Here is a 23307-nt window from a genome sequence, read left to right as displayed (position 1 = left end):
GGGGCCACTGTCTTCCTGCCAGACAAGGAAACGCGAATGAGCGAACATCTTACCCCCAGCTATCCGGTATTGCCGCTGCGCGATATCGTGGTGTTCCCGCATATGATCGTGCCGCTGTTCGTAGGGCGCGAAAAATCGGTCCGGGCGCTGGAAGAAGTGATGGCGGAGGATCGCCAGATCCTGCTGTCGTCGCAGATTGACCCCACGCTGGATGATCCGGCCGCCGACGGTATCTATCGGACCGGCGTCTTGGCCAATGTATTGCAATTGCTGAAACTTCCCGACGGCACGGTGAAAGTGCTGGTCGAAGGCAAGACGCGGGTGAAGATCACCGGCTTCCTGACCAACGACTCGTTCTTCGAGGCGCAGGCCGAGCCGCTGGCCGAGGTGGCGGGCGACCAGGCGGTCGTCGATGCGCTGCTGCGTGGCGTGGCCGAGGAATTCGAGCGTTACGCCAAGATCAAGAAGAACATCCCCGAAGAGGCGCTGGCCGCCGTTTCGGACACGCGCGAACCGGCGCGGCTGGCCGATCTGGTGGCGGGCCATCTGGGCATCGACGTGGCGCTGAAACAGGCGCTGCTGGAGACGCTGGATGTCTCGCAGCGGCTGGAGAAGGTCTATGGCCACATGCAGGGCGAAATGTCCGTGCTGCAGGTGGAAAAGAAGATCAAATCCCGCGTGAAAAGCCAGATGGAGCGCACCCAGCGCGAATATTATCTGAATGAGCAGATGAAGGCCATTCAGAAGGAGCTGGGCGACGGCGAGGACGGGCAGAACGAACTGGCCGAGCTGGAAGAGCGGATCGCCAAGACCGCCCTGTCGAAAGAGGCGCGCGAGAAGGCCGATGCCGAGCTGAAGAAGCTCAAGTCGATGAGCCCGATGAGCGCCGAGGCGACGGTGGTGCGCAACTATCTGGACTGGCTGCTGGGCGTGCCATGGGGCGTGAAGTCGCGCGTCAAGAAGGATCTGGCCGCAGCGCAGAAGGTGCTGGATGCCGACCATTACGGTCTGGACAAGGTGAAGGAACGGATCGTCGAATACCTTGCGGTGCAGGCGCGTTCGGCCAAGCTGAAAGGCCCGATCCTGTGCCTTGTCGGCCCTCCGGGCGTGGGGAAAACCTCGTTGGGACGGTCTGTCGCCAAGGCGACGGGGCGCGAGTTCATCCGCATTTCGCTGGGCGGCGTGCGCGACGAATCGGAGATCCGTGGCCACCGGCGCACCTATATCGGCTCGATGCCCGGCAAGATCATTCAGGCGCTGAAAAAGGCGAAAACCACCAACCCGCTGATCCTGCTGGATGAAATCGACAAGATGGGGCAGGATTTCCGTGGCGACCCGGCCTCGGCGATGCTGGAGGTGTTGGACCCGGAACAGAACGCGACCTTCGTGGACCACTATCTTGAGGTGGAATACGACCTGTCGAACGTGATGTTCCTGACCACCGCCAACAGCTATAACATGCCCGGCCCGCTGCTGGACCGGATGGAGATCATTTCTCTGGCCGGCTATACCGAGGACGAAAAGCGCGAGATCGCCAAGGGGCACCTGATCCCGAAGCAGATCGAGGGCCATGCCCTGAAGAAGGGCGAGTTTTCGGTGACGGATGAGGCGCTGACCGAGATGATCCGCACCTACACCCGCGAGGCGGGGGTGCGGAATCTGGAACGCGAGATCGCCAAGCTGGCGCGCAAGGCGGTGACCGAGATCGTCAAGGGCACGGCCAAGACGGTGGAAGTAGGCCCCGAGAAGCTGGAAGGCTATCTGGGCGTGAAACGCTATCGCTATGGTCTGGCCGAAACGGAAGATCAGGTCGGCGTGGTGACGGGTCTGGCCTGGACCAGCGTCGGCGGTGATCTGCTGCAGATCGAGGCGCTGAAGCTGCCGGGCAAGGGCCGGATGAAGACGACCGGGAAACTGGGCGACGTGATGAAGGAATCGATCGAGGCGGCGTCGAGCTATGTCCGCTCGATCAGCCCGGAAATCGGGGTGAAACCGCCGAAATTCGAGGCGATCGACATCCACGTTCACGTTCCCGATGGCGCGACGCCGAAAGACGGGCCGAGCGCGGGTCTGGCCATGGTGACGGCGATTGTTTCGGTGCTGACCGGCATTCCGGTGCGCAAGGACATCGCGATGACCGGCGAGGTGACGCTGCGCGGCAATGCCAGCGCCATTGGCGGGTTGAAGGAGAAACTTCTGGCGGCCCTGCGCGGTGGCATCAAGACGGTGCTGATTCCGCAGGAAAACGAGAAGGATCTGGCGGAGATCCCCGAGAATGTGAAGCAGGGCCTGCAGATCATTCCGGTGACCCATGTGCGCGAAGTGTTGAAGCTCGCGCTGACCCGCAGCCCCGAGCCGGTGGAATGGGACGAGGCCGCAGAAGAAGCGGCGGCGGCGGCCCGCAAGACCACGCCGGAACCGCAGGCCGGGCAACTGGCGCATTGATCAGGGGGGCGCGGGAAACCGCGCCCCTTTGCCATGGGCGGCGGCACAAAGCTATTGTTTCCAGTGGGTAAATAATGGCCTATGGTCACTGCAGAGCAAGAAATATCAGGGACTCATGATGGCCAAGAAACCTGCAAATGCCAAACCCGCTGCATCGAGCGCACCGCGCGCCCGCCGCAGCCCCGCTGCCCGCCCCGGCCCGCGCGCCAAGGCCGCTGCGCTGGCCGAGGCTGCCGGTGCCGATCCGGTGCTGACGGGCGACGCGCCGGAAGGCCTGCCCGAAGTGACCGTGACCCCGGCGGGTGAAGTGCTCAAGACCAAGGATCTGGTGACGCTGGTCGTGCAGGCCACCGGCATCAACCGCAAGGGCGTGCGCGAGGTTGTTGATGCGACGCTGGCTGCGATTGGCGATGCCCTGTCCAAGGGGCAGGATCTGAACCTGCCGCCGCTGGGCAAGGCCAAGGTCGGCCGCCAGAAGGGCAAAACCGATGGGGATGGCGAGCTTCTGGTCGTGAAACTGAAGCGGGGCGGCGAGAAGAAGCCGGGCAAGAAAGCGGGCAAAAAAGATGTGACAGAGGGGGTTGCGGAGGCCGAAGAGTAAGGCTAAACACCGCGACATCGGGCGATTAGCTCAGCGGTAGAGCGCTTCGTTCACATCGAAGATGTCAGCGGTTCAAATCCGTTATCGCCCACCACTATACCGCAAGATTTTCCCATGGAAAATCAAGCACTTAAAAAGAAGGCCCGCTCACCGTGTATGGTAGAGCGGGCCTTTTTGTATGGTGGCGGTATGGTGGAATTTGGTGCCCCGATAACTGCCTATGCACCGTTTCTGGGGCAGTTTCTCCCCCGTCTCGGACACGCATTTTCAGCTTCAAGCCGAATCGCAAAAGGCCTCAATCCCCCTCACTGTAATCCTGATCTTCCTCCCCGCCGGGCTGTTCTGCCTCTGCCTCGGGTGGTGGCTGTCTCTGCACCTTGCGGCCTGACCAATCGAGGCCCCGCCGGTCTAGCTCGCGCTGGATTGCCGGGCGGTGCTGACCAAGGGGATGCGGCGGGGGTGGGGAAACGTAGGTCATGGGTGGACTCCTAGATGCGCCCGGATTCGAGCATGGCCGCAAGTTCTTCAATCGTGACACCGAACATGCCCGCCGGGGAGCGGGGCGAATAAGGGGCCTGCGGAAGGCTGCCAGTTTCGAGTCCCCCGATGTGGGGAGCCTTGTTGGTGATCCAGAAGACGTTGAACGGGTCCGAAAAATCGACTGTGCCAATGGTGGCAATGGCCACAGCTTCGGCGGCTGGGCGCAGGCGTTCTGCGCCCAATGGCAAGTCGTTCGTCGGCTCCACCGGGTCGCCTGCCTGTTTCACCGGGCCGGTGTATGGGGTGCCGCCTGTCGCCACATAGTTCATCGCGGCTTCGCCCGTGTTCACGGGGGTCTTGGCAAGCAACCGGCGCAAACCCTCGTCCACCAATCGGCGGACGCGGTTGCGCATGATGATTTTCACCTCGGCTTCGGCGTCATCCAATCCGGCAAGGAACTGTGACGCGTTCATTACTACGCTCATGACTGGACTCCTTACCGGATAGACCGGACGGCACGTTGCCCGGTCTCTGCAAGATCGGCGGCAAGCTGTTTCTTGCTGCGGCGGAAGCTGTCTGCGTCTGGCGTGTTAATGGTGATGTGTTGCGGCATGTGGACCACGGTTCCCCCGCCTGCGCTGTCGCCCATCTCCACAGGAATCTTCCGCCCGCGCGACAGCGGAATGACAGCTTCGTTGGGGTGTAGCACGGCTGGAATCCCGCTGGTGTTGGTGGTGCCTTCCGCGAAGTGGGGGGCATTGTGGAAGTTCGCTGCGGACGTGGGCGCGAACCCGACAGGCCGGGTGCTATATCCACCCTCTGAGAAGGCCCCGACAGTGCCGCCGAACATCGCCCCCAGCACGTTGCCAAGGCCGAAACCCCCGGTGCCGGTGCCGCTGATATTGCCGCCGAACAAGCCCACCATTTCCCGCACGGCCATATCTGCCGCGACCTTGGCGGCGGTCTGCAAGATCGAGTTACCCAACGATTCAAAGTCAAACTTGCCAGTCGTGGCAAGCCCGGCGATTGCATCCGACAAGCTGGAAAGGGCCTGTGTTTCGATCTGTTGCCCGGCCTGAACCCAAGTTGGCACAGACTGAATCCAGTCGTTTACCGGATCACGGGCAACCCGTGTCAGGGCCTCGTTCAGCTTCCCGGCGGCGTCGATTTGGCGGATCATCGCGGCGGTTTGCTGGTCGATTCCGCCCGTGGCGGTAATCGAGGCTTCTGCATAGAGCCGCGCCGCTTCATCCGTGGCATAGGTGCCCGCCGCAACGGTCTGCAAGGTCAGTGTCTCGGCTTGAAGACTTGTTAGGCGCTCCTTGAGCGAGTCTGTCAGCTCTTCGGCGGCGGTCTTTTCGGCCTGCATTGCCCCGGTGTGGGTCACGCTGGCAGTAATCACGGCCTGCATCTCGCCTACCGTCATTGCGGCGGCGGGCTTGGTCGCGGCGGGGGTCCGATATGCCACATCCTCAATTTTCGTCAGCTTGGCGAAGATGTCGCCACCCGTGCTGATCGGCGCGGCGGGGGTGGCGCTTGTTGCCGGGGCGGTGCTGATCGGCGTTGCCTTGGGCAGGGTCGGCGTCGTGATGGTGGGGGCGCTGATGTTGATTTTTACGCCCGCCAGCGCCTTCAAGGTGTTCAGCACGCGTTCGGCCTGAGCCGCGACTCCGCCCATGCTACCCGCCAGCGAGTCTGTGGCTGTCTTGGCGGTCGTTACCGGCTTGGCCATGTCCAGCGCGACAAACTCACGGGCCTTGGACTCGGCTTCGGTCAACCCGTTCACGAACGCTTTCTGTGATTTGGTCAACTTGGCGATGCCACCAGCGGAAAACACGATCTGTTTCCGCATCGCTGCATATTGCGTGGCCATCGACTCGGCGTCCGTGGCTGTCCGGGCCTTCTGCATCGCGGCTTCAAGCTCTTTTGCGGCGGTGGCGGACAGGTCTAGCTGGCTTGCCAGCATCCGGGCGCGGCCTTCTGCGGTGTCGGCGAACCCGGCCAAGGAATCCCACATATCAACGCCCCCGAATTCCTCATACAAGGATTTCTGAGCGGCCTTGAGCGCGTCTTGCGCATCCAGCTTGGCGAGGTCACGGCGGGCAGCGACAAGGGCCTGCACCTCCTTTGTTGCAGCCCCGTACGTCTCCACCATGTGATTCATGTCCCCAGCCTCGCGGCTGGTGGTCTTGGCCTTGGACAGTGCGGAATCGAGATCAGAGAGGGCTTCGGATAGGGTCCTTGTGGGCGGAATGGCCTTTGAGAGGCCGTAATAGAGGGCAGCCCCTAGCCCGATTGCGCCGAATGTGATGAGCGACATGGGGCTAACCATGCCCATTAGACCGGCTTTCAGGGCGGTGAAAACTTGGGCGCGGCTCCCCAACGTCTGGAAAGTGCCAGCCAGTTGCCCGCCCTGAGTCATCATGATGGATAGGGGCGACATGCCGCCTTGCAGCATCACCGCAATATCGGTCAGTTGGAAGCCCACCTGCTGCGCCGCGAAGGCTGCATTGCGACCCGAACCGGCGAAGGTATCGGCGGCATTACCTGCCACCAGAAGGGCCTGTGCGGCGCGCTGACGCGCGGCCTCGGCCTGTCCGCTGGTGAGGATCGACTCCCGTTCGGCGGCGGCGATGCGGTCTAGCTGCGCCTCATACTGTTTCGAGACGGCGAACAATGGCTGGAACTCGGCACGCAGGCTGGCAATCGAGGCGGCGTGCTTATCGGCGGCGGCTGCGGATTCCCGCGCTTGGCGATCAAGTTGGGCCTGCGCTCCTTTTGCATATTCGGCGGCGGTTGCGGCCTGCGTCAATTCGGTGCGGAGATTTTCATATTCGTTTCGCGCGGCGCGAACCCCGGCGAGATCAGGCGCGCGGCGGAGTTGCGCGTGCAGACGGTCGAGTCCTGCGTCCAGTTGATCTAGCGCGGCGGTGTCGCCCAGATCGTCCAGCCGGAAGGCGAGTTTCTGGGCGCTGGTGGATGCCTGCCGCAGGGCCATGGAAGCGGCTAGGGATGCGCGTTGGGTGGTGGTGCCGATCTTGGCGGATGCGGTGCCCGCCTGATCCATGGCCGATGATAGGTCACGGGTGGCGGTGGTGGCCTTGGTGATCGGCGTAACGTCAAACTGCGGCTTCAAGCTCTTGAGCTTGGTAAACGCGCCGTCGGTTCCGCGTTCTAGGCCCTCCACGGCCTTGCGGACGGCGGATAGTGCCGCCGTGAAATCCCGCGCGCCTGCCTTCGCGGCTTCGGCGTTAATCTTTAGGCGAAGTTCGTGTTCTTTTACGGTCATGTGCTGTCTTTGCGCTTGGCCGGGCCGGTCGGGGGCGGGCGGCGCTGTCAGTTGTGAGGCGTCAAGCTCGGGCCAGTTGAAAGGCACGCGGGGCGGCGATGGTCTGCCGCCCCGCGCAAAGACGACCAACTGACTTGACCATTGAAGGATACCACCGAAGGCAGTTGGCACCCACTAAACGGCATCGGCGGTTTTCCGCCTATGCAACCTTTTCCAGAAAATTGCTTACAAAAAATGTCGGGTTTTGCGTTTCGGAAAGGGGGTGGAGTGTTTCGGCGGCACCTCCCCTTTTTGCAACTTGCAGGGCGCGGTTGCAGAGCTTTCCGGCGGGGGGGTGCACCTCGTTTTTCCTGCGGTTGCAGTGAAAGTTGCATGGATCAGCGGTGAAAACCGGGCAAAACAGGCCCATGTGAACCGGGGCAATGAAAGGTCACATAGGCCCTTGGCGGTGTGGCTCCGATCCGGTGACAATCGGAGCCAAATCGCGATATTGGAACCGAAAATGGCGACTGCAACCCGCTTACGGTATCTGCACGCCGTTTTTTCGCTTCGGATACTACCCCAATGGAGCCCCCGGTCGCTATATATTGTGCCTATGTCACATTTAGCCGCATAGGGCTAGATTCTGCCCCGCTGACGCGGGGAACGGTCCTTTCAGCCACCCATTCTGCCCCCTCAGAGACGCTCCAGGATGCCGGTTTGGCAGGTCTGTGCATCGGTGTGGCGGTGGCGATCTGGCGCGGTTTTTGGCCCACTTTGGCAGATAACACCCATTATGTTATATTCAGATTCACATATATGAATCAATGAATCTGATTGGAATCAAGGGCTTAGCTCGTGGTGGTGCCGCGTGGTGGGGATTATCAGGCCGGTTTGAGGGCCGAAACACAACATATAGTGGTCAGAGAGGGGGGAAAGAGGGGTGCCCGCGTCAGCGGGTTCGGGGGCAGATCGGGGCGATTCAGCGAATCACGACTCACTTAGTCGGGTATAGTGCAACCTCGGCGGATTTTTCGGGGTGGTCGTGACGCGCGGCGGCTGGGGAGGGGTTTTCGGGGTCATACAAAGAACTTCCCCTCGGCGCTGAATCCCAACGGTTCTTCCCATGGCAGGCGCTCCACCTCACCCTGCCTATCACGGGTGCAGGAAACACTCGGCAACCCGTTAGAAGTTTGGAGCCAAGCCCCCTTCTTACGTTCAAGCCAAGCACTAGCATAGAAGCCACCACGCCCAAGGCGATGGCTGGAATGTAGTGCAGCGGCACGAATGAATTCGCGGCCATGGGCATTCGGCCACAGTGTCACATGAATGGACAGCTCTTCGTGGCCTATGTCGGCAACGCTAGCGATTGCGGGGATGCCTGCCATTTCAAATTCAATCACCGGGTTTTCCCAGTGGTTTCCGCCCGCTTCAAGAGTGAACAGGCGGCGGCGCAGGAACTCATTGATAGTCCGCACCAGCACCTTCTGCCCCAGCTTTTCCTTCGCACTCAGTCGCTGCATGTCACACCTGCGTTTTGCCCCGACACATACAGAACAGCGCTGGCGTGGGTGTAGTCAAGATTGATGGTACGCGGGAAGGGTTGTAGCTGGTGGCTTACGGCATAGAACCGCATAAGCGGTTCAATTTACTTGCAAAATGTGCCGGGGGTTTTCTCGGTAGTGAGTTCGCGTGTATAGTGCGAATTCGGCAATGCCGAATCATCGCACTAACACAGAAGTCCGCCAAGACCTGTGTTGTGTTTATCGCAACATGCACAAGGAGTGCAACATGAAAATTGGATTTTCTTCTACTCCACGCCTCTATCAGTTGGAATTTCCCCTACTGGAGGTCATGGAACCCCCGTTCCGCAAGCTAGGTGAGGCGGTCAAGGCGCGGCCTGTCTTTGATCCGCCGATCTGGCCAGAGTTCGTGCTTGGTGGGCCTTGTGAAGGTCACGCCGCTAACCCGTATCGGTGCACCGGCGAGTCCGAAGTTGACACGGGCGACGGGCTGTATTGCCGGGTGTGCTACTGCACGCGGGAAGGGTGGATGTAACACTTTGACGAATACCCCCGCCGCGCGCCTTGTGTGGCGGGGGTATCGCCCACCCGGCGGGTGGTTTGGCGCAGGGGTCGCAGGGGTGCAGTTTCGTACCCTACACGATTTGGCCCAATGAAATAAGGCCTTTGCATGGATAGCAGGGGTAACAGGGGTATCTTTAATAGCTTATGTATAGAGAATGAATATATTTACCAAAATAATTCCTGACTAAAATAGTAGGTGACCCCCCTAATCGCGAGTCCACGTCAAAAAAGGGGAAAATCGTGAATATATGTCTTTTCTATATAGCGTACGCACACACCGCACCCCTGCACCCCTGTTTTTCGTTATAATACAATGATTTAACCCCTGCGTCACCCTGCGTCACCCCTGCAAACGAAAAGACCGCCTAACGGCGGCCCTCTCCACTTCACTTCTTGTCCATCTGGTACACGACTCCCCCGCCCCGACTGTCAGGCAGTTCGGTGAAGGTCAGCAACTGGTCTTCCACCTGATACGGCTTGCGGACAAACACCTTCATCCCGCTAGTGATCCGCCCCGCCGTCTTATAGGCCCCGTCAAACGAGCTATAGCCCCAACCGTTGATCTGAATCGGGTCGGGCTTGTCGTCCCCCGGTTCGATCTTCGCCCGGTCTTCGCCGTTCAAAAGCGCCTGAATGCTGACAGTCTTCTGCCCCTTGAAGGCACGGTTCCCGCCGGGGCGAAACAGGGTTCCAGTTGGATACTCTGCGAAGGCATACAGAAGCTGCGTCAAGCCGTCTGCGGTGTCGTCTGCGGCTTTCTTGCGTTCCACTTCCTGCCCATCAAGGAAGCCATGGAAACCGGCTGCGGCTAGGATTCCGCCCATGATCCCGGCCCATTCCTCATAGGACGCCATAACGGCGCTCTTCTGTTTGACCATGCCACCGGCCACCCAGTTCTGCACGAGCGTAAGGCACGCCCCCACGAGCGCCGGGCGGTTGTCCTTGACCCAGTTCCGCAGGCTGGCATGTCGCCACCCGCCGCCGGGGGTCCGCTTTTCAGGATCGGGCACGCCCGCGTCCAGCGGGATAAGCACCTGCCGCCGCAGCACTTCGCTGCTAGCCGTGACGTTGTTCGCGGTGAAGGCCCATACGGCGCGAACCGGAACTTCCACAGTCTGCGATTTGCCAAGGATGCGGGCCTTATAGGTCGGTGCAGTCATCGCGGAAGCCAATTCCGTGCTGGCAATGGCCTGCCCCACGTTGTCGAACAGGATCACGCTCGCGCCTTCGGCAAGCGTTGCCGACAGGGTCTTGCCGATCTCATCAGGCTTGCCGGGCAGCGCCATGGCAGGCGCAGGCGTCCCCAAGGCGAGCGTGGTCAGCGCATCCACCAGAAGAGACGCACCTGTGCCGGGTCCGGGCTTCGTGAACATATGCCCCGGCGTTGGCCCGTCGATCAGATCACGACAGAACGGCAACAGCGCAAAGGCAACGGCATGGGTAACTGCATGGTCATTCGGGCCGGGCGCTGTCAGGGTTCCGACGATCTGGTCCCGATCCATCCCGCCAAGGGGGAAGTCCGCCAGCACCTCTTCCACGATCAGGCGCTTGGCCTCTGACACCTCTTCCGGCGTGGGGGTCCGGCTGACGCCGGGGAGTTCCAAGTCACCATTCGCCAGGTACACCTTTGCCCCTTCGTGATACCCATCTTCGGCAACTAGCCGTCCCTCTGCGTCAAAGAACGGCGTCGAGGGCACCGCCAGAAGTTCCGGCAGGGAATCTGCAAAGGTGTGATCCATGGCGAGCGCCCGAACCACGGCTTCCGGCGGCGATACCAGCCGGGGGACGTATTCGTCACCGAACTTTACGAGGGTTTCCCACCGGGTCACTTTTTCCAGCGTCGAGAACATGCTTTCCCGGCCTTCGGCCATGCGGACACGGTGGCGGACGGCGTCAGCCGTGACATATGCACCGCCGAACTGAAACAGTCGGGGGGACACTTCGTTCTCTTCGCGGATGCGGCGGCGGGCATATTCTGTCTGGTCGGGGAAGTGGTCCTTGATATTGCAGGTTTCAATCTCGCCCGCGCCGGAATCTCCCTTCGGTTTCTGTTTCTTGCGGGCGGCTTCGGCTTCCTGCTTCCACAGGTCGTTATACGCTTTGGCCTTGATCGGGGTCTTGCCGGTGACAGCGGCCTTCAAGCGCCCCTGTGCGGCCTTGTCCGCCTTGGTTTCCAGCGCCTGCCGGATCACGGCGCAGACTTCGGCTTCTGTCGTGTCTAGGTCGAACCCTTCCACCAGCGACAATAGAACGTCACGCGTGGATGCGGCGGCAACAGCATGGCGCGCCGTCCTATCGGCGGGCGCAGGGGCGCTGTCGTCTCCCTCGTCTTCGTACTCCGGGCCGTCCATCATGTATACGGAATCCCCGAAGAGCTGGTCCTCATCGAACCAGTTCTGGCGCAACGCCTCTTCAAGGAACGCCAGCTTGTGCCGCCCCTGACACGAGTCATGGTGGCACCCCCACGTCCAGAACCCGGACGAACTGTCCAGAGCGTTGCGCGCATCGCAGGCGGTGCCGCCCTCGCTGGAATGCTCGTGTTCGAACGGGCACTCAATATGGACCTGCCCCTGTGCATTGCTCGCGGGCCGCAGCCGATCCGCGCAAAGGTCTTCCAGAAGGTCCGCCATCTGGAAGCGGTCCTTGGCCTTGGAATGCCAGTCGTTCAGGGACGCCCCCGAAGGTGCCAGCGCCTGAGCAGGACGGTCCCCCGCATCCGCCACCCCGCCTGCCATCTCGAACGCGTTAAGAGGCTTACGCGTGTTCAGGTAGGTCGATTTCTTGACGGTCGGCACATCTTCAAAGCGCAGCGGATCACCACGCACGACTGCGCAATACCAGTCTGCGGCGTCCTTCGGGTGGCGCGCCGTGAAGAACAGGCGTGAAGGGTCGGTGCAGCTCGTGTCGAAGTGGACACCCAGCAATTCGCGGGCTAGGCCGGTGATCTTGTCTTCCCACAGCGCCAGCCATTCGGATTCCGTGTCGGCAAGGTCCATCAGCTTGACCGGCTGTTCCAGCGGAAAAATCAGGCGGTACTTGTCGAGGGGGGGCGTGTCGAGTTCGATCACCAGCCCTTCCTTCACATGCTTCTTCGCGGTCTTGATCGTCACCGCCTGAATGAAGGTCTCTTCATAGCGGTTCTTGTCGAACTCCCGCAGGTAGCGGCGGACCTGTGAAAGGTCCAATTCGGCGGGCTTGATCTTTAGCTTGCGGATCACATCGCCATGCTTGAGCTGCAAGCCGCTCTTGCCGTGGCTGTGGCTGGTGTAGACCAGACAGAACAGCCCCAGCTCTTCCAGTTTGTCGAGCATCGAGTCGAGCGGGAACCCTGCGTCAATATCCAGCCCCATCGCATACATGGTTTCCATGGCGCTGGCCTTGCGGGCCTTGCCGATGGAAGAGCCTAGAACAACGCAAGCGCCTTCCTTGGCCTTGTTCACCGGGTGCCGCGTGAAGCCCCACGGCGCGTTGTTCTTGTCGCCGGGACCACCGATCAGCCACTGTACCCACGGCATGGTGACCGGAGACCAGTCTCCGTCCTGCGTGTTGTTTCGATCCTTGGCACCGTAGAGCGATCCGAGAAGCAGCGTTGCAGGCTGACCTAGCAGCGCCGTGTAGCCTTCGGTTTCAGCCCCCAGAAGCTCAGCGTCGTTGAAGGTTTCCACCTCGGGCGCTGCGTCGGGCCGGGCGTCCAGATCGGGCGGAATCCCGATCACGCCCGGCGGCAAGGTGAAGTCAGTTGCGGTCTGTTTATTCAAGTCAGGTCTTCTTTCTTTTGCTTAGGTCCGGGCCAGCGCATCGGCTGTGTCACTGATCCGGCGGGCCAACTGCGCCACAACGGCCCCGCCGGGGTTCTCTTCGGCGCGCTGCACCAGCTCATGTGCGAGGATGATGATTTCGTTTTCGGCGGCGGCGCGGGCGGGCAGGTTGATGACGGTCATGTGGGTCTCCTTTGGTTTGGGTTGTTCAGCATTCCTTGCACACCCAAGCGGGGTGAGTCTAGAAAAAAATATAGCAATAACAGCAAGTTAAGCTTGAAGCCGACTTTCAGGCTTGAGGCTAAACTGAAAAATGTCACATCCCTTTTGCGGGCAGATCAGCGGCTTGCGGGGTGCGCCAAAAACAAAAAGTCACATGCGGCCCGGAAATTGGCACAAACGCCCCAGATCACGAATCCGTTACTGGGTGGGGGTGGTGACCCACCCGGAAATTAGCCGCGCGGTGTCCGGGTGGCCTGTCGTGCGGCTGGCCAGCGCAATATCGGGCGGGCAGACGGTCACAGCGCCAGATTCGACCATGGACTGAATCTGCGCCTGCAACGCCTCCGCCTCTGCCGCGCGGTCTTCGCCGGTCCACCCGGCGCGGGCAGCATGTGCCGCCCGCCACTTGTCCCGATGTGCGGCGCGGCGGTGGTCAGCTTCGGCTTGCTGTCGCTTGTCGCGGGCGCTCATGCTAGCCCCAGCGCAGTTGCCAGCCTCCCGCGAACATCGAGTTCAGCAAGCGCAATCCGAAAATCTTCAGGGTGGCGCAGGCAGACATTCTGCACCGTCGTGCGGTACTTGCACCGGCTTTCCCAATCGTCTGATTCGTCATGCGCGGGCCGGAAGTTGTCGTGCCGCAGGACTAGGCGGGTCAGCCGCACACCGATTTCGGCTTCAATCGCCGCAACATCCGCGCCAGATATGCGCCACGTGATGCGATGCCGGTCGTGGGTCAGGTCGTTCAGAAGGTGGGCGCAATCCGCAACAACGGTGTTTTCGATGTGCGAAATATCAAGTTCAGTCATTTTAAGTCTCTTGGATTTTTGGAAGGGCGGCGGGGGCGCTGGAGATTTTCGCCCCCGCCTGACGGCGGCACACGACAAGCCGCCGATGTGGTGAAAGAGAGGTGCAGGCGGGCCGGGTGAAGCGCGGTTGATGGTCCCGCCTGCTGGCGCTTGGCAGCGCCATAGATGACGCGGGGCGTCATCCCTTCCGAAGGGCGCATGTTGCGCCCCGCCGGGCTGTTATTACCGGCGGCGACGGGTGCGGCGCGTGTCGGCCTCGTCCGCTTCGCGAATGCTGCGCCATTGCGCGGCGGTGCTAGGTTCCCCCGCCCTTACGGGGGCGGGTGGCGGCGGTGGCGGCGCGGGCAACATGGCGTCCAGATCGGCCCCGGTGTGGACCTCTTGCAGCACCGCGTTTACCCATGCGCGGGTGAAGATTTCCCCGGACGCCCGCAGCCGAAACGCGTCGGTCCCGACGCGCTCCCATGCTGCCACAAAATCCCGGCGGGTGAGCGAAACGAGCCGATTCAAGATTTCGTCGGAACGGCTCATGCTGCCATTTTCCTTATGTTTTCAGCGACTTCGCGCGCCTCATTCTCTTCTAGCAGCGCATCCCACCTTTCCCGGTCCAGCGCGATCAGCGCGGAAATCTGGTCTGGTGACAGCCCGGCGGCGCGGTTCAGGGCATCCCCCAGCGCCTCGGGGTCTTCCCATGCGACAGCCACGCGGCTGCGGATTGCGGCGGTTGCATCGTCATCGAATGGAAGGGCTGCGGTGGCCTCAAGAATCCGGGTCGCACCGTCCGATGCCAAAACCGCGTCCTGCAATTCTTCTAGCTTCATCCGGCTAGCCCCCACGCACGGGCCAGAGCGATTTTCCGCGAAGGGTCCGAAATGGTCATCAGGTGGCGGATTTTCTCAACGTCACTTGCCTTGGCCGGGTCGAACCGGGGCGCATCGGCGGGGGGCTGGAAACCGGCTTTCCGGGCCTCGTGGAAGCGCCGTGTCGCAGCCCGCTCTTCCGCGCGGGCGTAGGCGTCATCACCCGCCGTGCCGTGGTGCTGGGCAACCGTGGCGGAAGCCTTTGGCGCTTCCCGCCTCTGCGGGGCTTGCCGGGCCTTCACTTTTTCCAGAGCGGACAGCTCCGCCATGAAATCGTCCAGATCGTGGGCACCTAGCACCGATGCACGCGCGCTGGTGAGGCTGGCCACATCCTCGTGGTCAAGGTGGACGCCGAATAGATCGCGGGCGCTGGTGACTACGGTTTCCGCCACCTTGACCCACCGTTCGGTGAGGGTGGGGGAAGCGTTCACCATATTGAAAAAATTTGTGTTATCAGACATTTCCGTTCCTGTTTTCAGTGCCGGGCCATCATGCGGACGGCCTCCACATCGTTCATTGTTGCACCCACCCACCCCTCACGAGTCCGCATGGAATCGACGAGCCGGTTGACTTCTTCGATGGTCAGCCGCGCCCCGCGCATCAGCACCCCCACCAGTTGCGACGAATTGTTAAGCGCGTCCTTCAACGTCTCGTCGGGCCGGTCACGGTCAAGGAATTGGCAAGCCTTTTTCGAGGTGAAGACCAGTTGGCGCAGGGCTTGAACCCGGGTCATGCTGCACCTGCGAATTCGGACGATTCAAACTGTCCGTTAACCAGCGCAAAGGCAGGTGCGAACGCTGAAAAATCGACCATCAGCGGCGCGCCCAAAACGACATGGCGCAAGATTTCGCTGTGATGCAGGGCCTTTAGCTGAATCAGCTCAATATGCGGTAGATAGGCAGCCCCGCCACGCGCCCCGGCGATCCCAGCCACCATGCCCGCGCGGACGCGCTGGTATCGGGCGCGCATTTCTGGGGCTAGCCAGCGGTCCAGAAGTTCGGCCAGCGCGTAGTTGACCGCCCCGGAGCCGACATACAGCGACGAGTCATCGGTCGCCGCAGCGAACAACGGGGCGATGTGTTCCGGCTTTTTCACGCGGGGGAGCACAGCGGCCAAGAGATAGATGTGCTCATTCGTGCTGGTGTGAATGGTCGGCACACCCGCTAGGCGGCGCGAAACTGTAATGGCGTTGCAATCGCCCCACGCGGGGGCAAGCTTTCGCCGTGAAATGGTTAGAGGCATGAATTCGCTCGATTGTTTCTGGTCGGGGTGTCCCCGGATTAAGCCCACAATGACAGAAAACGAATCGAGAGTCAAATTTGCTGCGAAAACGGTTCACAAAATGTCAAGTCATAAAATTTGGGCTTGAAGCTGAATTTTCCCGCTGACGCGGGGGAGTGGCAATTCTGTGGATCGGTGGCGGGGCGGATCGGCAAGCGGGCAGGATCGGCAAGCGGGCAGGATCGGGGGCAGGTCGGATCGGCTGCACAGCATCCCGGCGGGTCGGGGTGACGGCAGGCTGAAAATGCGAACACCCTGCCGGGTCGGGCGGGGTGGTGGCGTGCTGTGCTGGAACGTCCCTGCGGTTTGCCGATCAGGTGCCCGCGTCAGCGGGCAAGGCATAAAGGGCGGCGTATCGCTGGTACTCTGCAATCTTCCTGCGCTCGATTTCGATTAGCTGCGCCGCATTCAGCAATTCGGCATCGCTGATCCGTTGATCCCCCACCACCATTCCTTTCGTCTCACGCAATGAGGGTTGTTCCTTAAGGTGTGCAATCCGTCTTTGGCATTCAGCGATCTTAGCTAGATAGTGTTCTCGCACGGAAATGCTCCATATATTGCGATATGATTCCCTCTATATACGCGATATTGATTTTCGAGGGGAGGCCTCCGTCACCAATATTCGATTGCGTCCAGCGCAGCCCGCATCTGCGCCATGCCGTGCGGCGACTGCCCGAAAGGCGTTTTGTAATGCCGCAGCTTACCTTGCCCGCCAACGTGACCGATGATTCCGCGCATCACGTCATCGGATGCGCCTTGCCGTTGTAGGCGGTCAATCAGCGTGTCCTTAAGGCTGTACAGCACGAGTTTGGGGTGAATGATCCCCGCGCCATGGATCACCTCGGCAAAGTTACCGCGCAGCGTTTTGGCAAGCGACTCCGGCGTCGTCGGCTTCCCCCGGACCTTGCCGCCGTAAAGCTGATTGCGCCCCGCCTCTAGCTCGGCTGCAAAACCGCCCGCCGCGAGGAAGTCGGGGAAGTCGGACAGGGCGGCGGCAAGCGGGATGCGCCGGGCCTGCTTGGTCTTCGTGTAGCGGATGTTGATTGCGCCGTCTTTCACGTCTCCCGCCGTCAGGCGGAAGACTTCGGAAGGCCTCATGCCCGTGTATAAAAGGACTCGAACCGCCATAAGGAAGGCGCGGCGGCGGGACGGCGTCAGCCGTGTATCGCCATCGTCACCCCACGCGGCGGACAGCGCCCGCCACACGGTCTTGATCTGCTGATCGTCAAAGGCTTGCCACCGCGTATCTTCCACAGTGTCGCCATCTTTGGGCAGGCGAACGCGGGGAAAGGTCAGTTCCTTGTGTTCGGGGTATTCGTCCGCCGCCCACTTCCACATCGCCTTGAGCGGAGCGAAGTATTGGTGAACGGTTGCGGGCTTCACGGGTGAGAAAGGCTTGGGTTTGGCTGTCGGGTCGCCTGCAATCAAGTAATCCCGATAGGCGCGCAGAATGGACTCGTCATAGTGTTCTAGCCCATGATCCCCCGAATGGCGTACGAGCCTGTCAATCTTGCGTCTGTATCCGTTTGCAGTGGTCGGGCGAGCGGCTTGCGCCTTGGAGTAGGCTTCAATCAGCACCGAAAGCCGCATGGGGTCTGTAGAATCCGCAGGCACGATCTGAGCAAGGCGCGCTTCTAAGGCGCTCTTGTATGCGGTGAACATGATCGAGTCTGTGGGGTCGGTCGGGTGGATGATGTCGCGCGGTTCAAATTTGACCACGGTTTGGGGTCCGACAATCGTCTGCATGGTCATGCCGAAGGCGATGGCGGCGAAGGAAGTCAGGCGGTCGCGTTCCGCTGACGCGGACAAGGACCGGGCGTCTTTTAGCTCTACCGGCGTCTTGCGCCACACCTCTGCCATATCGTCCAGTTTGTGAGCATGATCTATGACCTCCCACAGTTCGTGTTCGCGGGCTTTCGCCTCTGGGCTTTCTAGCCCCTCAATCTGTCTGTCATGAGTGACCCGGAACACCTCGGCCATACGGTAGGCGTTAGCCGGGTTGCTGGTCAGGGAGTAATCCCACATGCGCTTGCCGATTGCTTCTTGCAGGTGCTTCGGCACCCGCCGTTGATACTTGTACGCCCCGGCAGGAGTCTTGGTAACATAGGGCGGCAGGTCGGTGTTTTTTGTGCTTTTGGGGGGCACGGGGGAGCCTCGTGTATGGTAGGTGTATGGTGGTTTGTCTCAATTTGTATGGTGGAAAGCGGCCTGTAGCGCAACTGTTGAGTTTAAAATTCCAATAAAATAAGGGTTTTGTCTAAAAGTCCGTCTTTCAAATACGTTATCGCCCACCATGTTACAGAAAAGCGCAACTCAGGTTGCGCTTTTCTTGTTTTATGCCAACGGCTTGTCGGGCGGTGACCGGATCGTTTTGCAGGGCTTGCGATGCGCGCCGCAATCCGTTAGGTGAAAGGCGGGGGCTGTTAGCTCAGTTGGTAGAGCGTCTCGTTTACACCGAGAATGTCGGCGGTTCGAGTCCGTCACGGCCCACCATTTTCCCATAGTTCGACCTCACATCCCGGCGGGATGACCCCGGCAGCGGTGCTGCCACCGGGGCCATCGGTCAGGCCCCCGGCATGTCTTCCAGAATCGCGATCACATCGCCCGCGCGCACCATGCGCCCCGGTGCCGCGCGACATTCGCGCAGGCGCCCGGCGGCGGGGGCGGCGACGGTGATTTCCATCTTCATCGATTCGATGATCGCCACCGTCTGGCCCGCTGCAACCTGTGCGCCGGGTTCGACCACGAATTTCCACAGATTGCCGGGGATCGGGCTTTCCACACCGGAGCAGCCGGGCGGAATGTCCTGCGGCGTTGTGGGGCCAGTGTCGGCGGGCACGAAGGTATCAAGGCCCTGTGCCTTCCAGCGGGCGCGCTCGGCCTCGAACGCGGTTTGCTGGGTGGCCTTGAACCCGGCGATGCTGGCGGATTCGGTAGCGAAGCGGGCCTTGTGGTCGGCCCAGCGGAAGGTGGTCTCCTCGATCCGCACCGGATAGCCGCCATGCGGGAAGGCGGCGCGCGCCTCGGTCAATTCGTCATGGCTGACGGGGAAGAAGCGGATCTGGTCGAAGAAATCCAGAAGCCAGGGGTTTTGCGCGAAGGCAGGCGTGCGGCGCCAGGTGTTCCACATCTGGATGGTGCGCCCGACAAGCTGATAGCCGCCCGGGCCTTCCATCCCGTAGATGCACATATAGGCGCCGCCGATGCCCACGGCGTTTTCCGGCGTCCAGGTGCGGGCGGGGTTGTATTTGGTGGTGACCAGCCGGTGACGCGGATCGACCGGCGTGGCGACCGGCGCGCCGAGATAGACATCGCCCAGACCCAGCACCAGATAGCTGGCCTCATGAACGATCTGCTTTACCGCCGCTTCATCGGGCAGGCCATTGATGCGGCGGATGAATTCGATGTTTGACGGGCACCATGGCGCATCGGGGCGCACCAGATCCTGATATTTGCGCATCGCCAGTTCGGCCTGCGGGTCGTTCCACGACAGCGGCAGATGCACGATGCGCGACGGCACGGTGACCGCCTCGGCCGGGGGAAGCTGCGCTTCGATTTCGGTCAGGGCGGCCAGCAGGGTGTCACGTTTCGTGCGGGTGCTGTCGTAGTGGATTTGCAAGGACCGGATGCCGGGCGTCACGTCGATCAGCGGCAGACCGGCGGCCTGCACCGCCTGTTGCAGCAGATGGACGCGCAGGCGCAGCTCGATGTCCAGCGTCATGGCGCCGTATTCGACCAACAGATTGTCGTCGCCCTGACGGCGATAGACCACCGGCACCGGCGCATCGGGCGTGCCGCCAAGGATCGGCGAGCCTGCGTTGAGATAGGCAGGCCCGGCCACCGGATCGGCGGGGCGGGCAACGGGGGTAAAGCGGATGCGGTCGCCGGGGCGGAACTGGCCCATTTTCCACTGATCTTCCGCCGCGATCACGGCGGGGCAGACAAAGCCGCCAAGGCTCGGCCCGTCAGGCCCGAGGATGATCGGCATGTCGCCGGTGAAATCCAGCGCGCCGATGGCATAGGCGTTGTCATGCAGGTTGGACGGGTGCAGCCCGGCTTCGCCGCCATCGCTGCGCGCCCATTCCGGGGTGGGGCCGATCAGGCGGACCCCGGTGCGGTCGGAATTGTAATGCACCTCGTAGGGGGTGGAGAACAGGGTGGCGATGTCGCTGTCGCGGAAGAAATCGGGGGCGCCATGCGGGCCGTAGACAACGGAAACCTGCCAGTCGGTGGTCAGATCGGCGGGCTCCAGCGGCTGGGGGGCGGTGCAGGGGGTGCCTGCAAGGTGCAGCACATCGCCGGTTTTCAGCGTGCCGGTGGCATGGCCGCCGAATTGGCCCAAGCCGAAACAGGCGCGGGAGCCGAGGATTTCCGGCGCGGCAAAGCCGCCCGCCACGGCGAGATAGGCGCGCTGCCCGGCGCCTTCGATCTTGCCGATGGTGAGGGTGCTGCCGGCGGGCACGTCCAGCACCGGGCCGGTGACGGGCGCGCCGTCCAGCGTCAGGCGCATCTGTGCGCCGGTCAGGGCGATGCGGGTGGCGGTGAGGAAGCGCAGGGTGGGGCCGGTCAGCGTCAGCTCCAGCGCTGCGGTGTCGGGCGGGTTGCCCAGCAGGCGGTTGGCGTTGCGGAAGCTGCGCGTATCCATCGGGCCGGAGGGCGGCACCCCGACATGCCAGAGGCCAAGGCGGCCCGGCAGTTCCTGCAGGCTGGATTGCGCACCGGGGGCCAGAACCTCGATCCCGTCGGGGGCAAAGGCGAAATCGCGCAGCGCCGTGGTGGCGACATCGCCCGAGGCCAGCAGATCGGACCCGGCGATGGCGCGCAGATAGCCCAGATTGGTTTCGATGCCACAGACGGCGGTATCGGCCAGTGCCGCGCGCAGGGCGGCGATGGCGGCGGGGCGGTCGGCGGCGTGGACGATGACCTTGGCCAGCATCGGGTCGTAGAAGGGCGTGACCTCGGTGCCGGTTTCGATCCAGCCGTCGATGCGGGCGGTGGCGGGGAAGCGCACCTCGGTCAGCCGTCCGGCAGCGGGGCGGAAATCGGCATGGGGCATTTCGGCGTAAAGCCGGGCTTCGATGGCGGCGCCCTTGGGGGTCAGCGGGGCATCGGGGAGGGGGGAGTCGCCTGCCGCCAGTCGGATCATCCATTCCACAAGGTCGATCCCGAACACGGCTTCGGTGACCGGGTGTTCCACTTGCAGGCGGGTGTTCACCTCCAGGAAATAGAACTCTTCGCGGGTGGGGTCGTAGATGAATTCCACCGTGCCCGCCGAGGCATAGTTCACCGAGGCGCACAGGTCGGTTGCCGCCTTGTGCAGCCGGGCGCGGGTGGCGGTGGACAGGCCGGGGGCCGGGGTTTCCTCGATGACCTTCTGGTTGCGGCGTTGCAAGGAACAGTCGCGTTCGCCCAGCGCGATCACCCGGCCCGCGCCATCGCCGAACACCTGCACCTCGACATGGCGGGCGGCGGATACGAAGCGTTCCAGAAACACCCGCGCGTCGCCGAAACTGGCCTGCGCCATGCGCTGCACCGTGGCGAAGGCGGCACGCAGGGCGACCTCGTCGGCGCAAAGCTGCATCCCGATGCCACCACCGCCTGCGGTGCTTTTCAGCATGACCGGATAGCCCACCTCGGCGGCGGCCTGCACGGCGGTGGATTCGTCTGCCAGCAGCCCGGTGCCGGGCAGCAGCGGCACGCCTGCCGCCAGCGCCAGATCGCGGGCGGTGTGTTTCATGCCGAAGGCCGACAGATGTTCGGGGCGCGGGCCGATGAAGGCGATGCCTTCGGCGGCCAGCCGTTCGGCAAAGCCGATGTTTTCCGACAGGAAGCCATAGCCCGGATGCACCGCCTGCGCGCCGGTCTGTTTGCAGGCGGCAATCACCGCGTTGATGTTGAGATAGCTTTGCGTCGCGGGGGCGGGGCCAAGGCGCACCGCCTCGTCCGCCAGCCGCACGGCGGGGCTGAACCGGTCGGCATCGGAATAGACGGCGACCGAGGCGATCCCCATGCGTTGGAGTGTGCGGATCACCCGCACCGCGATTTCGCCGCGGTTCGCCACAAGAACTTTGCTGAACATGGGGTCAATCCTTGATGATGACGCGGATCGGCGTCGGGTCGAACCCGTTGCAGGGATTGTTGATCTGCGGGCAGTTGGAAATGACGCAGAGCACATCCATTTCCGCCCGCAGTTCCACATGGTCGCCGGGGGCAGAGATACCGTCGTCGATGGTCATCGCGCCATTGGGGCTGATCGGCACGTTCATGAAGAAGTTGATGTTGGGCACGATGTCGCGCTTGGTCATGCCGTGTTTCGACAGTTCCAGAATGAAATTCTCGCGGCAGGCGTGCAGATAGCGGGTGCTGTGCCCGAAGCGCACGGTGTTGCTTTCGCAGGAACAGCAGCCCGCCGAGGTGTCGTGCCGGCCCGAGGTATCGGCGGTGACGGTCAGCATCAGCCGCCCTTCGGAGGACATGATCGGCGTGCCGGTGGTGATATAGGCCGCGCCCTGGGCGTGCAGCGTGTCCTGGCTGGAATAGCGTTCGCCAAAGTCGGCGGCGTTGTAGAAGATCGTGTCGATGGCCTGCTGGCCATAAGTATCCTCGATGCGGATCGTCTGGCCTTTCTTCACCAGACCGGACCAGGGCTTTTCGGCGGGGATGTCGTGGATCTGCTGCATGGGAACCTCAGGCGCGGGCGTTGTTTTCAAAGCCACGGATGGCCTCGGCGGTGGCGGTGCGGCAGAGGTCGTCTGCGGCGACGGGCTGGGCGGCAAGGTGGGTGAGGGTCAGCGCGGGCGGCACCTCGGCGGCGGCAGGGCTGAGCGGGTGGGCGCAGTTCGACAGCGCCAGCAGCAGGTCCATTTCGGCGCGCAGTTCCACCCAGTCGCCGGGGGCGCACATCGCGGCGCGCCATTCGAACCGGCCCGCAGCATCGACGCGGACGGGGGCGAACAGGCTGAGCACCGCAGGCAGGTCGCGCCGGTCCAGCCCCAGCTTGGCGGCGGCCAGCACCAGATTGTCGCGGGTGTTGCGCAGGGCGGGGTCGCCGAAGCGCGCGATGGTGGCGGGGGTGGAGCCGCCGGTCAGCGCATCATGGGCGCCGCAGCTGTCTTCGGTGATCGACAGCAACACGCGGCCCATGTCGGAAAAGATCACCCGGCCCTTGGTAAGTTCGGTGGTCCATTGCACCTTCACCGTGTCGGGCAGGTTCATCCGTTCCGAGGTGTCGCGGGCCGACCATGCGGCCAGCGCCACGCTGGCGCCTGCCGCACCGGGGGCGAGGCGCAGACACTCGCCCTTGGCCAGTGTCAGGGTGGTATACCAGCCGCCTGGCAGGGTTTCGGTGGTCAGCACGTCCTCGGCTGCGGGCATCGGGCGCGGGCTGGGGGCGGGCAGGGCGCGGGGCGAGAATTCGAGGCCGAGCCGCTGGTGGTCCTCGTATCGGCGGCGGTCGGCCGCGATCTGGTCGGGGGTGCGGTGAAGATGCATGGCAAGCT

The 23307-nt window shown here is 62.5% G+C and carries 19 protein-coding genes and 2 tRNA genes; 4 read left to right on the top strand and 17 right to left on the bottom strand.

Annotated features, from left to right (window positions below):
- The first annotated feature begins 36 nt into the window (after positions 1-36).
- The 3 genes from lon (at position 37) to BMX43_RS05925 (ending at position 3140) form a co-directional block, all read left to right on the top strand.
- Entirely contained in the window at positions 37-2445 is a 2409-nt protein-coding gene (gene lon / locus BMX43_RS05935) for an endopeptidase La (protein WP_091298446.1), read from the top strand.
- A 118-nt stretch (positions 2446-2563) separates the two neighbouring features.
- Entirely contained in the window at positions 2564-3046 is a 483-nt protein-coding gene (locus BMX43_RS05930) for an HU family DNA-binding protein (protein WP_175482034.1), read from the top strand.
- A gap of 19 nt (positions 3047-3065) precedes the next feature.
- Positions 3066-3140, top strand: a tRNA-Val gene (locus BMX43_RS05925).
- A 394-nt stretch (positions 3141-3534) separates the two neighbouring features.
- Here the strand turns inward: BMX43_RS05925 and BMX43_RS05920 are convergent.
- The 14 genes from BMX43_RS05920 to BMX43_RS05865 all read right to left on the bottom strand — a co-directional run bounded on the left by BMX43_RS05920 (position 3535) and on the right by BMX43_RS05865 (position 17953).
- Positions 3535-4011 (bottom strand): hypothetical protein, encoded by a 477-nt coding sequence (locus BMX43_RS05920; protein WP_139201535.1) that lies wholly within the window; start codon positions 4009-4011, stop codon positions 3535-3537.
- An 11-nt stretch (positions 4012-4022) separates the two neighbouring features.
- Complete coding sequence (locus BMX43_RS05915; RefSeq protein ID WP_139201534.1) at positions 4023-6815, bottom strand: phage tail length tape measure family protein; 2793 nt, start codon at positions 6813-6815, stop codon at positions 4023-4025.
- A gap of 1058 nt (positions 6816-7873) precedes the next feature.
- Entirely contained in the window at positions 7874-8317 is a 444-nt protein-coding gene (locus BMX43_RS05910; RefSeq protein ID WP_091298436.1) for a hypothetical protein, read from the bottom strand.
- A gap of 950 nt (positions 8318-9267) precedes the next feature.
- Positions 9268-12639: a hypothetical protein gene (locus BMX43_RS05905; protein WP_139201533.1), complete on the bottom strand. Its 3372-nt coding sequence runs from the start codon at positions 12637-12639 to the stop codon at positions 9268-9270.
- Between the two features lie 21 nt (positions 12640-12660).
- Positions 12661-12822, bottom strand: coding sequence for a hypothetical protein (locus tag BMX43_RS19770; RefSeq protein ID WP_175482033.1), 162 nt, complete (start codon positions 12820-12822; stop codon positions 12661-12663).
- A gap of 237 nt (positions 12823-13059) precedes the next feature.
- Positions 13060-13332, bottom strand: coding sequence for a hypothetical protein (locus BMX43_RS05900; RefSeq protein ID WP_091298431.1), 273 nt, complete (start codon positions 13330-13332; stop codon positions 13060-13062).
- On the bottom strand, positions 13329-13667 hold the full coding sequence (locus tag BMX43_RS05895; protein ID WP_091298428.1) for a hypothetical protein: 339 nt from the start codon (positions 13665-13667) through the stop codon (positions 13329-13331). Before BMX43_RS05895 ends, BMX43_RS05900 begins: the two co-directional genes overlap by 4 nt.
- Before the next feature lie 222 nt (positions 13668-13889).
- Positions 13890-14198, bottom strand: a complete 309-nt coding sequence (locus tag BMX43_RS05890; protein WP_091298425.1) for a hypothetical protein — start codon at positions 14196-14198, stop codon at positions 13890-13892.
- The gene (locus BMX43_RS05885; RefSeq protein WP_091298422.1) at positions 14195-14488 is read right to left on the bottom strand and encodes a hypothetical protein; all 294 of its coding nucleotides are present in this window, start codon (positions 14486-14488) and stop codon (positions 14195-14197) included. The genes BMX43_RS05890 and BMX43_RS05885 overlap by 4 nt, the downstream gene beginning before the upstream one ends.
- On the bottom strand, positions 14485-14988 hold the full coding sequence (locus BMX43_RS05880) for a hypothetical protein (protein WP_139201532.1): 504 nt from the start codon (positions 14986-14988) through the stop codon (positions 14485-14487). Before BMX43_RS05880 ends, BMX43_RS05885 begins: the two co-directional genes overlap by 4 nt.
- Before the next feature lie 14 nt (positions 14989-15002).
- Positions 15003-15260, bottom strand: a complete 258-nt coding sequence (locus BMX43_RS05875) for a hypothetical protein (protein ID WP_091298416.1) — start codon at positions 15258-15260, stop codon at positions 15003-15005.
- Complete coding sequence (locus tag BMX43_RS05870; RefSeq protein ID WP_139201531.1) at positions 15257-15844, bottom strand: hypothetical protein; 588 nt, start codon at positions 15842-15844, stop codon at positions 15257-15259. The genes BMX43_RS05875 and BMX43_RS05870 overlap by 4 nt, the downstream gene beginning before the upstream one ends.
- A gap of 277 nt (positions 15845-16121) precedes the next feature.
- Positions 16122-16277 carry a hypothetical protein gene (locus tag BMX43_RS19765; protein WP_175482032.1) on the bottom strand — a complete coding sequence of 52 codons (156 nt, stop codon included), beginning with the start codon at positions 16275-16277 and terminating at the stop codon, positions 16122-16124.
- Positions 16278-16420: 143 nt separating this feature from the next.
- Complete coding sequence (locus tag BMX43_RS05865) at positions 16421-17953, bottom strand: tyrosine-type recombinase/integrase (RefSeq protein ID WP_139201530.1); 1533 nt, start codon at positions 17951-17953, stop codon at positions 16421-16423.
- 272 nt (positions 17954-18225) lie between these two features.
- On the opposite strand from BMX43_RS05865, the gene BMX43_RS05860 reads away from it, so the two are divergent.
- Positions 18226-18301, top strand: a tRNA-Val gene (locus BMX43_RS05860).
- A gap of 70 nt (positions 18302-18371) precedes the next feature.
- Here BMX43_RS05860 and uca read toward each other — a convergent pair.
- The 3 genes from uca to BMX43_RS05845 are packed head-to-tail and all read right to left on the bottom strand — an operon-like array spanning position 18372 to position 23299.
- Positions 18372-21887, bottom strand: coding sequence for an urea carboxylase (gene uca, locus BMX43_RS05855; protein WP_091298408.1), 3516 nt, complete (start codon positions 21885-21887; stop codon positions 18372-18374).
- Between the two features lie 4 nt (positions 21888-21891).
- A complete protein-coding gene (locus BMX43_RS05850) occupies positions 21892-22488 on the bottom strand; it encodes an urea amidolyase associated protein UAAP2 (RefSeq protein WP_091298405.1) in 597 nt (198 codons plus the stop codon).
- A gap of 7 nt (positions 22489-22495) precedes the next feature.
- Positions 22496-23299, bottom strand: a complete 804-nt coding sequence (locus BMX43_RS05845) for an urea amidolyase associated protein UAAP1 (RefSeq protein WP_091298400.1) — start codon at positions 23297-23299, stop codon at positions 22496-22498.
- Positions 23300-23307: the final 8 nt, after the last annotated feature.

It is taken from the genome of Gemmobacter aquatilis, from assembly GCF_900110025.1.
GTDB lineage: Bacteria > Pseudomonadota > Alphaproteobacteria > Rhodobacterales > Rhodobacteraceae > Gemmobacter > Gemmobacter aquatilis.
The sequence above is the reverse complement of the archived record's forward strand: the minus strand, read 5'-3'. Positions and strand labels throughout refer to the sequence as shown.

Bases quoted from the DNA above. Each gene is read 5' to 3' on its own strand.
- lon (WP_091298446.1), top strand. From the start codon at position 37: ATGAGCGAACATCTTACCCCCAGCTATCCGGTATTGCCGCTGCGCGAT.
- BMX43_RS05930 (WP_175482034.1), top strand. From the start codon at position 2,564: ATGGCCAAGAAACCTGCAAATGCCAAACCCGCTGCATCGAGCGCACCG.
- BMX43_RS05920 (WP_139201535.1), bottom strand. From the start codon at position 4,011: ATGAGCGTAGTAATGAACGCGTCACAGTTCCTTGCCGGATTGGATGAC.
- BMX43_RS05915 (WP_139201534.1), bottom strand. From the start codon at position 6,815: ATGACCGTAAAAGAACACGAACTTCGCCTAAAGATTAACGCCGAAGCC.
- BMX43_RS05910 (WP_091298436.1), bottom strand. From the start codon at position 8,317: ATGCAGCGACTGAGTGCGAAGGAAAAGCTGGGGCAGAAGGTGCTGGTG.
- BMX43_RS19770 (WP_175482033.1), bottom strand. From the start codon at position 12,822: ATGACCGTCATCAACCTGCCCGCCCGCGCCGCCGCCGAAAACGAAATC.
- BMX43_RS05900 (WP_091298431.1), bottom strand. From the start codon at position 13,332: ATGAGCGCCCGCGACAAGCGACAGCAAGCCGAAGCTGACCACCGCCGC.
- BMX43_RS05895 (WP_091298428.1), bottom strand. From the start codon at position 13,667: ATGACTGAACTTGATATTTCGCACATCGAAAACACCGTTGTTGCGGAT.
- BMX43_RS05890 (WP_091298425.1), bottom strand. From the start codon at position 14,198: ATGAGCCGTTCCGACGAAATCTTGAATCGGCTCGTTTCGCTCACCCGC.
- BMX43_RS05885 (WP_091298422.1), bottom strand. From the start codon at position 14,488: ATGAAGCTAGAAGAATTGCAGGACGCGGTTTTGGCATCGGACGGTGCG.
- BMX43_RS05880 (WP_139201532.1), bottom strand. From the start codon at position 14,988: ATGTCTGATAACACAAATTTTTTCAATATGGTGAACGCTTCCCCCACC.
- BMX43_RS05875 (WP_091298416.1), bottom strand. From the start codon at position 15,260: ATGACCCGGGTTCAAGCCCTGCGCCAACTGGTCTTCACCTCGAAAAAG.
- uca (WP_091298408.1), bottom strand. From the start codon at position 21,887: ATGTTCAGCAAAGTTCTTGTGGCGAACCGCGGCGAAATCGCGGTGCGG.
- BMX43_RS05850 (WP_091298405.1), bottom strand. From the start codon at position 22,488: ATGCAGCAGATCCACGACATCCCCGCCGAAAAGCCCTGGTCCGGTCTG.
- BMX43_RS05845 (WP_091298400.1), bottom strand. From the start codon at position 23,299: ATGCATCTTCACCGCACCCCCGACCAGATCGCGGCCGACCGCCGCCGA.